Below are 13,578 nucleotides of genomic sequence, written 5' to 3'. Positions count from 1 at the left end.
CGGTGGTGGCCGTCCCCGTGGTTCGGGGGCGGCCACCGCTGTGCTGGGGCCGCCCGCTCAGCCGGCGGCCTTCTCCAGCGCCGTCACCTGCTCGTGCACCAGGGACTTCGGGCTGCGGGCCGGCGTCGACGTCCCGGTGATGTTCTGCGTCGTGAACGTCGCGATCGTCGTGCCCACCCGGACGACGTGCACGTCCTCGGGAACCTTCGGGTCGTCCTCGGACGGCCCCATCCGCACGACGCCCCGGAAGGCCAACTCCTGGTCGCCCTCGCCGAGTTGCTCCGTTCGCCGGATCCCGGACCAGGCCGTGCCGTTCCGCGGGACCCGGAACGCGCGGCAGCTCGTGAGCGAGCTCCGCAGTTCGGCCATGACCTGCCCGGCGTCCTCGGCACGGTAGGCCGAGAGATACACGTACGCGGTGGCGCCGTCGCGCACCACCATGCGGGTCACACCATGCAGGGGTTGGTGGCCGCTCGCGCCCTGGAGCGCGCCGAGCACCGGTCCGCAGGTCGCCGGTTCGGCGGCGTCACGCGGCACGACCGACGCGGTGCCGTCGCCCACGCCCTCCGTGCCCGCGCCGATCTTCGTGCCGGAGAGGACCGCGCTCTGCAACTCGCGCCCGGTCAGCACCGGCCCTTCCACCCTGTCCTCGGCCCGTACGGTGGGCGACGCCTCCGGGGACCGCGCCCCGGACGTCTCCTCCCCGCCCCCGCACGCGCCGGTCAGCAGCACCGTCGCCACGCCCACCGCGACAGCGGCGACTCTTCGCCGCGCAGCAGTTCTGTTCACTCTTCCCCACCCCTTGATCGGCCGTGGGGCCTAGAACACGTGCCGCCACGCCTCCAGCGCAAGCCCTGTTTCGGCCTTACGGCGCGTGAGCAGCAGGCGATCCGGACCACCGGGCAGCAAGGCGGCGGCGACCACCCGCCCCTCCTCGTCCTCGGTCAGGGCGATCCGGGCGTCGGCCGGCAGCGGATCGCCCGACTCCGCCCACCAGGCGCCCGCGCTCTCCAGCTCGGTCGGGTAGGCGGCGAAGGCGATGCGGCCGGTGCGGGAGCGCTGGGCGAGGAGTGTGCAGTCGACGTCGTCGAGGCGGCAGCGGATCACCGCGACCGGGCCGTCGCCCGCCGCGTCCAGGACCCGTGCCGGGTCGGCGTCGCCGCGCCACGCGCACAGGGCGCCGCCCTCGTCCACGTAGAAGAGCGTGGTGTGGTCCGCTGACGTGGCAAGGGCTCGCAGGGTACCGGGCCGGGGTGCCGCCGTCTGTATCTCCTCGTCCCGCACCGGGGTGCCGCCCGGCTTCTCCTGGCGCCAGCGCAGGATGCCGTCGCCGGTCGCCGCGTACAGCTCGATCAGGCCCGACTCCCTCGCCACCGCGGCGAGTTCACCACGTACGTCGGTGCCCTTGAGGTCGCGCCACGGGTCCCAGCCGCCCTTCTCGGCCTGCGCGCGCATGCTGATCCCGCCGCCGTTGTTGCGGACGAAGACGTGGGCGCGGCCCTGCGCGTCGACGGCGACGGCGGGCGGTCCGGTGCGGTCGCCCTTCTTGTTGGGGTGGCCGATGGGGGCCCAGTCGAGCGCCGCGAGATGCGACTGGAAGTGGGTGGTGTGGATCAGGCCCGATTCGCCGGGGACGGTGGGGCGCCAGGAGACCAGGTGCGCGTAGCCGTTCGCGCTGCGCGCCAGGGCCAGGGCGGGGTGCACGCGCTGGTCGCCGCCGACCGTGCGCGGGGGTGTCCAGGGGCCGCCGGGATCGGACTCCGCACGGCAGACGACGGCGTCGCCCCCGGGGGCGTACGCGTAGGCGCAGAGCCTGCCGTCGCGGCCGCGGATCAGCCAGGTGCCATTCACACCTTCAGCTTATGCGGCCGCGTGCGGGCGGCCATGTCCCCCTCAGGCGGACAGAATTCCCTGCTCCTGGACGAACTCGCCGAGCCAGGTCCGGAACTCCGGACCGAGATCCTCGCGCTCGCACGCCAGTCGGACGACGGCGCGCAGATAGTCGCCGCGGTCCCCCGTGTCGTAGCGGCGCCCCCGGAAGACCACGGCGTGGACCGGGCCGCCCAGCCCCGGGTCGAGGGCCAACTGCCGCAGGGCGTCCGTCAACTGGATCTCCCCGCCGCGGCCCGGCGGGGTGCCGCGCAGAATCCCGAAGATCTGCGGGGCGAGGACGTAGCGGCCGATCACCGCGAGGTTGCTGGGCGCGGTGCCCGGCTCGGGCTTCTCGACGAGGTCGGTCACGGCCAGCACGTCGTCGGCGCCGCCGTCCGCCGGGCCCACCGCGGCGCACCCGTACAGGTGCGTACGGTCGTCCGCCACCTCCATGAGGGCGACGACGCTGCCCCCGCGCTGTTCCTGGACCTCCAGCATCCGCGCGAGCAGCGGGTCGCGCTCGTCGATCAGGTCGTCCCCGAGCAGCACCGCGAACGGAGCCTCGCCGACGTGCGGTTCCGCGGACAGCACGGCGTGACCGAGGCCGAGCGGATCGCCCTGCCGGACGTAGTGGACGTCGGCCAGCTCGCTCGACTCCCGGACATGAGCGAGCCTGGCGGCGTCCCCCTTCAGCTCCAGCAGGTGCTCCAGCTCGTAGGCACGGTCGAAGTGGTCCTCCAGCGCCCGCTTGTTGCGGCCGGTGACCATGAGCACGTCGTCGAGCCCGCTGCGCACGGCCTCCTCCACCACGTACTGGATGGCCGGGCGGTCCACGACCGGGAGCATCTCCTTGGGGGTCGCCTTGGTGGCGGGGAGAAAGCGGGTCCCGAGGCCGGCGGCGGGGATGACGGCCTTGCGGGCGCGGGGGTTCTTGACTGGCACGGTTGTCTCCTGGCGCGGCGGTGACGCGGCGCCTTCTCAAGATCGTCGGACTTCTTCACACTAACCACGCACGCGATCACCGCTTCGCGACCTTTTGGACATCGCGGACGCCCGGCGGAAGTGATTCGTAACCGGCCCTCGATCTATGTCAAAGAGCAACGGCTCCGCGTGCAACCTTTTGCGATCCTGTCCCCATGGACGAACTGTTGTTGGTCGACGGGGCCAATGTCGTCGGCTCGGTACCGGACGGCTGGTGGCGCGACCGGCGCGGGGCCGCCGAGCGCCTGCGGGACCATCTCGTCGAGTACGCCGAGCGCACCGGGACCACGGTGGTCCTGGTCGTCGAAGGCGCCGCACGGGGCGTCGAGTCGGTGCCCGGTGTGCGGGTCGAGTCGGCGTCCGGGAGCGGCGACGACCACATTGTGGCCTTCGTCGAACAGGCCGCACGCCCCGTGGTGGTGGTCACCGCCGACCGTGAACTACGACAAAGAGTGGGTGCGTTGGGGGCCCGGTGCGTGGGGCCGCGGACGGTGTGGCCGGGGCGGTAGGCCGTCGTGTCCCCGGGCCGTCACCCTCCGGCCTTGGCCCGTCGGACCAGTCGCACGCCCTGTCGGATACATTCCCCCCGACCACCGCGTCGAAAAAGGGGACCGTATGCGCACCGGCCGGGTCGTCGTGCTTTCTTTTCTGCTGACCATGGCTGTAGTGCTGGGGAGCGCGCCCTACGCGGCTGCGGGGAGCGCCACATACCGGCTGTGGCACTGGAACATCGCCGGGAACGCGCTGCACCACGGATCTGTTTCCGACGGGCTCATCGACGCGCTCACCGCCTCGGTTCGGCACCGCGACGCGGACCTGGTGTCGCTCAACGAGGTCTGCCACGGCCAGTACGAGGCGGTGCTGAAGCGACTCCGCCATCTCGGCTGGCCGGCCGACCGTACCAACTTCGCCCGGTTCACGCCGACGCTCGGACCACGCGAGGGCCTGTGCCGGGGCTCGGAGGCGTACGGAGTCGCTCTGTTCAGCAAGAGGCCGCTGGGCCCGGCGGCCACGTACGTCCTGCCGTCCGACGGTGCTGTCGAGCGCCGCGTGCTCCTGTGCGCGCCACTCGCCGCACGTCCGAAGGTGACGTTCTGCACCACCCACCTGACACCCATGAGTGCGTACAACAAACGGCAGATCACCGCTCTGCGCACCCACCTGGACGCCTTCGCCCACGCGGGACGCTCCTACATGGTGGCCGGCGACTTCAATGCCCAGCCCCATCAGGAACGCATGGAGCAGTTGTACGCGCCGTCCGCCAACTCGCCTGCCGACCAAGGCGATCGGGGCGCACACCGGGAGCTGGACGATGCGGACGCGAGGCACTGCATGGGGCGCGGCGAGCGGACCTTCACAGTGCCCGCCGCGTCTCTCGGCCCGTGCGGCTCTGGCGTCAAGCTCGATCACCTCCTCGTACGCGCCGCCCAGATCAGCGGCGCGTACTCGGCCGACGCGCTGGCCCTGCCGACCTCCTGCAGCGGCATGCGCTACTGCTCCGACCACCATGCCCTGATCGGTACCGTCTCCCTGCGCAGCGGGCGATAGGCACAGGTCATCGGTCCGACGCCGCGAGCCGGGCGATCGCGTCCGTGGCGCGCGCACAGTTGTCGCGATCCTCGAACGCGAAGAACGCTCGTGCTCGGCGGTCGTACTCCGGTTCCCGCCTGCATCCGTTGGCCAGGTAGCGGATCACTTCGTCGACGACCTCGCTGACTGTCTCGCAGACCGGCCCGAACCCATCGTGCGCCGCCTCGAAGTACCCCTTCCGGGCATGCTTCGCCCAGTACTCGTCCGGGTCGAACCGCGAGTAGATCAAAGGCGTGCCGAGGTAAGCCATGTCGAAGTGGACCGAGGACCAGTCGGTGATGAAAAGGTCGCACTGACGCAGGGCGGTCTGCACACTGACCTTCGTCTGGTCCAGGCGCTGCACGCGCGGGTGGTCCGGTACCACTCCGCCGATCATGTTGCGCATCTCGTAGTGCGGCAAGAAGTCGAGTACGTAGTCGTAGTACTCCAGTGCCTTCATGAGCCTCGGATCCCGCAGAAGGCGCACGTAGAAGTCCCGGTAGCTGGACTCCCGGAAGATCTCCTCGACGGCGTTCTGATCCGCGTCGTCGCCCTGCAGGTACGAGGGGATCGTCAGATACTTGCGCCAGGTGGGCATCAGCAGGATGCGGCGCCCACCGCGGTCGGGCTGCAACGCGTCGAAGCGCGGGAAGCCGAGCGCCTGGGCCTGGGCTCCGTAATGCATGTGCTCGGAGAAGTAGTCGGCCTCCCGCTGACTGGTCGCGAACACCAGGTCCACGCCCGTCCGGTTGCGGTGCAGTGCCTTGCTGCCGTCCTCATCGGTCACGCCGTGCTGGAGAAAGACCCGCCGGGCGCCCACCCGCCAGTTGAGATGCTTGAGGTACTTCGTGCGGTCCCAGTCGTCGGGAAGCATGTATGAGTCGATGTCGTACGCGTTGACCAGCAGGCTCGCGTGGAGCAGCAGGAGCTTGTGCTTCCAGGAGCCGTGCGCCACCACGTTCCCGAGCCGCTTGAGCTTGGCCAGGTCGGCGCTCTGCTTGTCGATGATGTAGTAGACCTTGCGGCGCCGCTCGTGCTTTCGCAGGTAGGTGAACAGGTGCAGGCTGTTGTCCTGCGCCGTGTCCTTGCGTTCGCCGATCAGCCAGATCTCCTTGCCACGGAAGAATCTGAGGGTCATCCGGCGGATGGACCGGGCCCGCCAGAACGGCGCCTTGCGCTTCTTCTGGTCCTGGTCCATGCCCTGGAGGAATTCCTCCCAGTCCCTGTTGCCTCCCTTGCCCCGCACCTCCCTGACGACCAACGACACCTGGTCCTTGCCCTTGGAGAGCGGCAGCACCCAGTGGCCAGCGGCCTTCATGCCCCGGGCGCCGCGCAGCATCGCCGTGGTGCTCATGCACGGCCGCGAGACATCACGGCCCGAGGTGCAGAAGACCAGCTTCAGCGGGAACTCCCCGTCCTTGACCGCTTCCACGGGGAGCAGCGCCTCGAAACCGCCCCATTCCAGGTCGTCCCGGGTCGCCTTGAGGTCGCTGCGCCACACCTGCCGTGCGGGCACCAATTGGCCGCTCTTCTCCGGCCACAGCTGCATGGGGTTGCGCATCGGCCGCTTCATCGGCAGTCCGTTGAGGACGAAGCGGCCCGCGACGAGTATCTCGTCGGAGTTCGGTGCCGGCTGTATCCGCTCCACGTGCACGCTGGTGGCGGAGACCTTGGTCAAGGACAGCAGGGCGCTGGGCACCGAGAGATCGAGGTAGAGGTCTCCTCCTCGCCCGTACACACCGCTGATCACCTGTTCCGGACGCGCGAACAACTCGAACCAGTTGAGGTACATCGCCAGGAACGGCACCCGGTGGCGGGTGTCGTGGGTGGAGCTCACGATCGCGTCGGGCGTCAACTGGGTGTAGACGGCGCGGGCCCGTTCGAAGAGCTGGAACAGCTCCGATTCGTGCATGGCCTCGGGCGCGCGGAGAGCGAAGCCTTGATAGCTGCGCACCAAGAACCGGTTGAGTACTTCCTGGCGGTGACCGGAGAGGCGGGGACGCAGCGACACCAGGTATTCCTCGAGGAGGAGGTGATCCCAGTAGTTCGCCTTGCGCTCCCACAGCTTGTCCATCGTGGAGTCCTCGGCGGCGCGCTTGCGGTACCGGTACACGGTGCTGGGCACCATCGCGATACGGTCAGCGAGAAGCATCGCGGGGACCGAGAAGAATGCGTCCTCGAAGTGCACGCCCTCACGGAAGCGAATGTTGTTCGCCCGGATGAACTCGACGTCGAAGAGCTTGTGGCATGCACTTCCGCCGTGGATCATCTCCGGAATGTTGTCGATTCCGGGATGTACCTGGACTCCGGAGCCGAAGTAGCGCAGCCAGGGCCAGTTGGTCTCCTCCGGAAAGGTCTCCATCCGCCCGATGGTGAGCGGAACGCGCTCCTTGACCGCGGTCCGCCACATGGTTTCCAGGGCGTCGTCGGGCAGCACGTCGTCGGAGTCGCAGAAGGTGATGTAGCGGGCACTCACCAGGTCCATACCTGCGTTCCTGGCGCCGCCGGCCTTGCCTTCGGGATGCACGAACGCCCAGACGTTCTGATACTGAGCGGCGAATGCGGTGGCGATACCGGGCGAGCTGTCGACACTCCCGTTGTCGACCAGGATCACCTGGCAGCGGTCGAATATCGTCTGACGGGCCAGCGAGTCCAGGCACTCCTGGAGATATCTCTCCACATTGAAGATGGGGACGACGACGGCGACGTCGTAGACGGGATCGAACACTTATGACTCCTGTTTTCTGCCGAGTACCCCATTTCTGGAGCGGATGGTGATCAGTGCTGGGCCGACTCGATGACGAGGTGGGCGTTGCCGCCGTCCGCCGTGAGACGCGTGAGACCGTGGAAACCGGTGACGGGGGGCTGTTGGGCAAAGCCTGGCGAGACCGTGCAGGGGCGCGAGACGTCCCGGCCTCGGGTGCACAGAACCAGACGTACCGGGAAGGAGCCGGCCTGGAACTGCCTGGGGTCGAGAGCGACGCTGAAGGCGGCTCCCGGTCGGCCTGTTCCGTCATGGGCCTGACCGTGGTTGACCGCGGGCAGGGTCTTGCCGCTCCGCTCGAACCAGACCTGCAGTTCGATCTTGGCGAGCAGTTCGTCGGGAAGCCCGTTGACCGAGAAGCTGCCGTGGACGACCACGGCCCCTCCCTCGCCCGCAGACACTCCATCGATACGGGCCGGGACCGACGTGACCTTGGTGAGGGGTAGCGCCCAGGACGTACCCGGGTAGTCGACGTAGAGGTCGCCCTCGCGGCCGAAGACCGAGCCGAGGACGGCGGCCGGGCGGTAGAAGAGGTCAAAGTCGCCGTAGTGCATCGCCAGGTATGGCAGCCGGTGCCGGGTGTCATTGGTGCTGCGCGCGAACTGCTCCGAGGTGATCCCCCAGTAGAGTGCGCGGCACCGCTCGAACAGCTGCCGACAGTCGCCCTCGCCGAACACACGCGGGGCCCTCAGCAGGAAACCCTGCAGGCTGCGGATGAGGAATCGCTCCAGCGTCTCCTGGTGGTAGGGGGTCAGGCTCTGGCGCATGCCGGCGAGGTACTCCAGCATCGCCAGTTGGTCAACGTAGTTCTGCGGCAGGTCCCAGATGGTGTCCATCACGGACGTGCCGTCACCCCGCCTGCGGTACTCGTAGACGGGAGCGTCCACCAGCGAGATCCGCTCGGACAGGAGCAGCGCGGGGATCGAGACGTACGCGTCCTCGAAGGCCATGGCGGAACCGAACCGGATGCCTTGGGAGCGCAGCAGGTCGAGGTCGAAGATCTTGTTCCAGCAGGACGCCGAGTGGATCAGGTCCGGGATGTCGACGACGCTGTTCACCGTCTTGACGTTCTTGCCGAAGTACTTGTGCCAGGGCGATTTGACCGGCTTGGGCGTGTGCTTCTCGCGCCCCACGACCACGGTGGCCCTGGTCTTGACAATGGTGTTCCGAAGGACTTCCAGGGACCCCTCGGGGACGATGTCGTCGGCGTCCCAGAAGACGATGTACGGCGTCGAAGCCATGTCCATGCCCATGTTGCGGGCGTCGCCGGCCCGGCCCTGCGGCTGAGCGACCAGGTCAACGTTGGGATGCGCACGCGCGAACTCGCTCGCGATGGCCACGGACTGGTCGCTGCTGCCGTTGTCGACGAGGATCACGTGCGCACGCGCGAAAGCCGTCTGAGCGGCCACTGACGCCAGAAACTCGGAGAAGTAGTTCTGGACGTCACGGAACGGCACGACGACCGTCACGTCACGGTTGGCTTGGGACATTTTTCCTCCTGGCAGACCACATCAGATTTCAACCCCGCACAAGGTGCTCGACGGCCTCGGTCACTCGCGCGTTGTTCTGCTGATCCCGGTACTCGAAGAACTTCTCGACCCGCCGCAGATACTCGGGCTCGCGTTCACAGCCCCCCTGGATGTAGCGAATGATCTCGCCCACCACTTCCTCGGCTGTTTCGCCGACCGGCCCGAATCCGTCACGGCGGGCATCGAAGTACCCCTTCTGGTAGTGCCCGTCCCAGTACTCGTCCGCGTCGAACTGCGCGTAGACCAAGGGAGTTCCGAGGTAGGCGACGTCGAAGGCGGTGGACGACCAGTCCGTGATGAACAGATCGCACCGGCGCATGGCGTCCTGCACGCTGATCTCGTTCTGGTCGAGGACGCGAACCCGGTCGTGGTCCGGCACCATGTCGCCGACAACCGCACGCATTTCGTAGTGCGGCAGGAACTCGAGGGTGTACCCGTACCGTTCCAGAGCCGCCAGCAGCGTCGGGTCGTTGAGGAACCGGACCATGAAACGGCGATAGCTGGAGGCGGACAGTTTGTCGCGCATGGCCTGCTTCGCCTCGCGGCCACCACCGTCACGGCTGTACGAGGGGACGGTCAGGTAAGACCGCCACGTCGGCATGAACAGAATCCGGCGCCCGCCGCGCTCGGGCACCAGCGCGTCGAACCGAGGGAAGCCGGTGATCTCCACCTGGCCCTCGTATCCGAGCTCCTCCGACAGGAACCAAGCCTCGTGCCGACTCACCGCGAGGATCAGGTCCACCCCGGTGCGATTGCGGTGCAGGCCCTTGCTGACGTCCTTGTCCGTCACCCCGTGCTGCAGGAACACTCGGCGTGCCCCCACCCGCCAGTTCAGATGCTTGAGGAAGCGGGTCCTGTCCCAGCCGTCGGGCAGCATGTAGGTGTCGATGTCGTAGGCGTTGATCAGTGCGGACGCGTGCAGCATCAACAGCTTGTGCCGAAGAGAGCTGTGCGCGACGACATGCCCGAGCCCCGCGAGCTGCGCCCGGTCGGGGCTGCCCGCGCGGATGACGTAGTAGGCACCGCGCCGCTTCTCGGCGGTACGTGCGTGCCGGAACAGGTGCCAGCTGTTGTCCTGCGCGGTGTCCCCGCGCTCCCCGAACAACCAGATGTCCCGGCCGAGGAACAGCGGCTTGGTCAGCAGGCGCAGCAGTCGCTGCTTCCAGAAAGGCCGTCTGCGCAGCACGTGCTTGACATCCTTGGCGAGCAGGCTGCCGCGGACGGCCGCCGGGCCGACGCCGCGCGAAGCACCGGAGACCATGAGGACAGCTCGGTTCTTCCCACGCCAGTGCGGCACCACGCGCACGGCACGGTGCCGCACGACGCGCGCCCCGCGCAGGAAACCGGCGGCGACCAGGCACGGGCTGACCGCCTGACCGCCCTCGGCGTCGACGACGAACTCAAGGTCATGGACCCCACGCCTCAGGGAGTCGAGAGGCAGGTCTGCCGTGAACCCGCCCCACTCGGTGTCGGACCGGATGTTCCTCATGTCCCGCCGACGGACCTGAGTGGCCGAGACGCTGAGACGACTCCCCCGCACCCGCACGCCCAGGCGGGCGGGCAAGGGCCGAACGAGCGGCATGCCACAGATCTCGAACCGTCCGGAGATACGCAGCACCTTAGTCCCCGGCACCTTGCGGATGTGCTCCAGGTGCACGGTGAAGGGCGTGCCCTCCAGGAGCGGGGCCAGCTGGTCCGGCAGCGCATCGCCGAGATACGGGCGTCCGTCGCGGACCGAGAGCATGCACAGCCTGGTCGCCCGGTCCGAGAAGAGTTCGAAGTCTGCGATGACGAACGCGACATAGGCCACCCGATGGCGCGCGTCAGCGGTGGCCTCGAGGATCGTCTCGGGTGCGACGTTCCAGTAGATGCTCCGGCAGCGCGCGTAGATCTCCTCCAGTTCGGCCCCCTGGAAGAGATCGGGCGCCCGCAGCGCGAACCCCTGATAGCTGCGTACGAGAAAGAGGTCGAGCACGGTCCGGACGCGGACGGGCAGCGCCGAGCCCAGCCGGTGCAGATATTCGACGAGCCGAAGGTGGTCCCAGTAGTTCTCCCGCCGGGTCCAGATCGCGTCCATGGTCGAATTGCCCGCCGCACGCTTGCGGTACTTGTAGACACACGCGTCGACGAGCGCGAGGCGGGTGGCCAGGACCAGCGCGGAGACGCCCACGTACGCGTCCTCGAAGTGCGTGCCCTCCGCGAACCGGATGCCGTGGGAGCGCAGATAGGCGAGGTCGAACAGCTTGTTGCAGGCGCTCGCGCTATGGATCAGTTCGGGTGCCTCGGCGATGCTGTCGAACGTCCGGTCCCCCTTGCCGAAGTGGCCCTTCCAGGCCCAGTTGGTGGCCTTCGGGAAGGTCTCCATCGCTCCGACCACGACCTGCGCGCCGGTCGCGCGGGACGCCTCCAGCATGCGTTCGAGGGCGGTGCGCGGAAGGACGTCGTCCGAGTCGCAGAAGGTGATGCGCGCGGCGGTGGCCCGGTCCATCCCGAGGTTGCGTGCCGCTCCGGCGCCGCCGCCGTGGCGTACCAGCACGGTCACGTTGGCGTGGCGACGGGCGAAGTCCGCGCAGAGTCGGTAGGAGCTGTCCGTACTGCCGTTGTCGACGAGCAGCACCTCGCACCGGTCGAAGACCGTCTGTGCCTCGATGGAGTCCAGGCATTCCTGGAGATACTGCTCGACGTTGTAGACCGGCACGACCAGCGTGACGTCATAGGAATTCATGCTCGGCGAGGCTCAATCACAAAGGGAGCGGCAAGGACGGGACTCTCAGTGATCAGCGGCATCGAGGACCTTCTCCGGCTCGGCACGTTGCTCAAGAACGTTCGCGTGGCCAGCGGTTTCGTAGGGGCTGGCCACCGGAAAGTAGGCGTTGAGGAAACACGCGAGCATGTCTCGCTGAGCCTCAGGATCTGCGCACTCGACGGTGTCGTTGAGGCAGAAGGTGTCCATGTTCCGGTTGGCGAGAAGCGTGTTCAGACGCCGTTCGGCCAGGTCCGCCGAGAGATCGATGTACCGGTACTGGATCTCGCCCACGGTCGCGCGGGCGGAGTGGTACGCGAAGTAGTGGTGGAGCGACGAGGCGATCGGCACATCCCCGGGCGAACGGAAGCGCGAGTGCTGCGTCGCGGTGTGTTCGTCGGGGAAGGTCCCCTCGATCTCCTGGAGCACGCTCCTGCGCAGCGCGTGCGGCGTGTGCTTCATCTTCTGGGAGATGGCCGTGCCGAACTTCTGCGCAATGAGCCAACGGCTGTTCTTGCCTGCCGCGTTGACCGGGAGATCGTCGGGAGACACCCCGCCACCGGGTATCAGCGCAGGCGAGGTGAAGAACTTCGTGATGCCGTTCGGGTGGAAGAAGTGTCCGGGCGTGACCGGGCGCCCGAAGAAGACGTCGTCGTTCAGGTACAGGAAGCACTCCGAGAGGCCCGGCACATGGTGCAACTGGCTTTCGATGGCGTGCGAGTTGAACGTGGGTAGCGCGGCGGGATCGGAGAAGATCTCCCGGTGATCCACCACGCGCAGGTTCGGGTGCTGCGTGTTGAGCCAGGACGGAACCTGGCCCGCGGTCACGAGGTGGATGTTTCGCACCCAGGGCGCGTTCTGATGGAGCGACCGCAGGGAGTAGCGGAGCTCGTCGCGGCTGGTGAACCGTGAATCGTTGGCCGCCTGCTCGTGCAGTCCGTCCGTACGGAACCAGCCGCGCACGCGGTCGCGCGACTCCCGCCAGACCGGGTCCGAATCGTCGACCCAGGTGTAGATCACATCGATCGGGAACTGGTGATCCTCCGGCAGCGGGACCGCGAACTCCGCCAGAGTGCGGGCGGTTCCCGTCTCGTACGCCGGAGGAATCGCACTGAACAGACTCTGTGGTGCCGACTTGCGGGGAGCATCCAGCGGGACGGCGTCGATGACACGGTTGGGACGGGGCGCCTTCAGTTCGCCGTCCCGCTCGGTCCACACCTCCAGGTCGCATCCGTTGGCCGCACCGAAGACGAGCTGCTGGGTCGGGTCGCACACGTACCACGCGACGCGCAACACCTTGTGCTTGCGCAGCTGCCGCCACGACCGTTCCTCGTCACCGGGCTCCATGCGGGACTCGTTTCCACCGGCGGGGCCCACATAGCCCGGCGCCTGAGCGAAGGCCAGCTGGAGCAGCTCCTCGACCTGCGGACGGGCATCGGCGGGTATCGCCACGGCCGGCAGTCCGCTGTTGGTGCCCCGTACGCAGAAGTGGTCTATGCCTGCCGCCTCGAGGACGGAGACCATGATGTTCAGGTTGCGGGCGCGAGCCGCCCAGTCCGTCGCGCCCTCGACGAGCAGCGCGCGCATGTGACGGCGCCCGACCCGTACGACACGGTTGTTGTACGCGGCACTGTGCCGAGGGGCGTTGCGCTTCCCGCCCATCGCCCAGACCACTGCGGCCGACCGCATGGAGTCGGCTGCGGTGAGCGAGGACTTGACCGCCTTTCGGACCGGGACGGGCATGCCGCGAACGATCCGCTGCCGCGCGCCGGTCGGTACCGCGGAGCGGTACACCGAGAGCAGCGCGCCGGCTTCCGGGTTGTCCGACCCAACCACGAGGCATCCACCATCCACACCTAGCAGCCCTGTTCGCCGGGGAAGTTACACATCTCGCGATGTGCCCCCTCGGCCCAGAGAAGCTCGCCATCACCACATACATCGGGCATCACCCGCATTGCTCTGAGATTGCCGAAACGCCGGGAATCCCAGAAACCTTCACATGAAGGTTTCTTAAAAGTACAGGCACCGACAGATTCTGATCACGTTTGGGCGTGTGACAACGCTCACCAAAAGGGCGTACAACCTTTTATGCTCTTGACGGAATCGAAGAGGGTAGATAG

The 13,578-nt window shown here is 67.9% G+C and carries 9 protein-coding genes; 2 read left to right on the top strand and 7 right to left on the bottom strand.

Features of this window, described 5'->3' with window-relative positions:
- Nucleotides 1-57: 57 nt before the first annotated feature.
- The 3 genes from B072_RS0139500 to galU are packed head-to-tail and all read right to left on the bottom strand — an operon-like array spanning nt 58 to nt 2,814.
- Nucleotides 58-789, bottom strand: coding sequence for a hypothetical protein (locus tag B072_RS0139500; protein ID WP_158689294.1), 732 nt, complete (start codon nt 787-789; stop codon nt 58-60).
- A gap of 30 nt (nt 790-819) precedes the next feature.
- Nucleotides 820-1,851, bottom strand: coding sequence for a hypothetical protein (locus B072_RS0139495; protein ID WP_018535527.1), 1,032 nt, complete (start codon nt 1,849-1,851; stop codon nt 820-822).
- Nucleotides 1,852-1,893: 42 nt separating this feature from the next.
- A complete protein-coding gene (galU, locus tag B072_RS0139490; protein WP_018535526.1) occupies nt 1,894-2,814 on the bottom strand; it encodes a UTP--glucose-1-phosphate uridylyltransferase GalU in 921 nt (306 codons plus the stop codon).
- 194 nt (nt 2,815-3,008) lie between these two features.
- On the opposite strand from galU, the gene B072_RS0139485 reads away from it, so the two are divergent.
- Both B072_RS0139485 and B072_RS0139480 read left to right on the top strand, forming a co-directional pair.
- Complete coding sequence (locus tag B072_RS0139485) at nt 3,009-3,362, top strand: NYN domain-containing protein (protein ID WP_018535525.1); 354 nt, start codon at nt 3,009-3,011, stop codon at nt 3,360-3,362.
- 148 nt (nt 3,363-3,510) lie between these two features.
- A complete protein-coding gene (locus B072_RS0139480; protein ID WP_026246789.1) occupies nt 3,511-4,401 on the top strand; it encodes an endonuclease/exonuclease/phosphatase family protein in 891 nt (296 codons plus the stop codon).
- Nucleotides 4,402-4,408: 7 nt separating this feature from the next.
- Here the strand turns inward: B072_RS0139480 and B072_RS0139475 are convergent, their stop codons facing one another.
- Genes B072_RS0139475 through B072_RS0139460 form a run of 4 tightly spaced genes read right to left on the bottom strand, consistent with a single transcriptional unit; the run spans nt 4,409 to nt 13,294 of the window.
- Entirely contained in the window at nt 4,409-7,150 is a 2,742-nt protein-coding gene (locus tag B072_RS0139475; RefSeq protein ID WP_018535523.1) for a bifunctional glycosyltransferase/CDP-glycerol:glycerophosphate glycerophosphotransferase, read from the bottom strand.
- 50 nt (nt 7,151-7,200) lie between these two features.
- Nucleotides 7,201-8,676 (bottom strand): glycosyltransferase family 2 protein, encoded by a 1,476-nt coding sequence (locus tag B072_RS0139470; protein WP_018535522.1) that lies wholly within the window; start codon nt 8,674-8,676, stop codon nt 7,201-7,203.
- Nucleotides 8,677-8,704: 28 nt separating this feature from the next.
- On the bottom strand, nt 8,705-11,440 hold the full coding sequence (locus tag B072_RS0139465; protein ID WP_018535521.1) for a bifunctional glycosyltransferase/CDP-glycerol:glycerophosphate glycerophosphotransferase: 2,736 nt from the start codon (nt 11,438-11,440) through the stop codon (nt 8,705-8,707).
- A gap of 45 nt (nt 11,441-11,485) precedes the next feature.
- On the bottom strand, nt 11,486-13,294 hold the full coding sequence (locus B072_RS0139460) for a stealth family protein (RefSeq protein ID WP_018535520.1): 1,809 nt from the start codon (nt 13,292-13,294) through the stop codon (nt 11,486-11,488).
- Nucleotides 13,295-13,578 lie beyond the last annotated feature (284 nt).

It is taken from the genome of Streptomyces sp. HmicA12 (genome assembly GCF_000373565.1).
In the GTDB taxonomy this organism is placed as follows: domain Bacteria; phylum Actinomycetota; class Actinomycetes; order Streptomycetales; family Streptomycetaceae; genus Streptomyces.
This window is presented reverse-complemented; position numbering and strand designations above follow the sequence as displayed.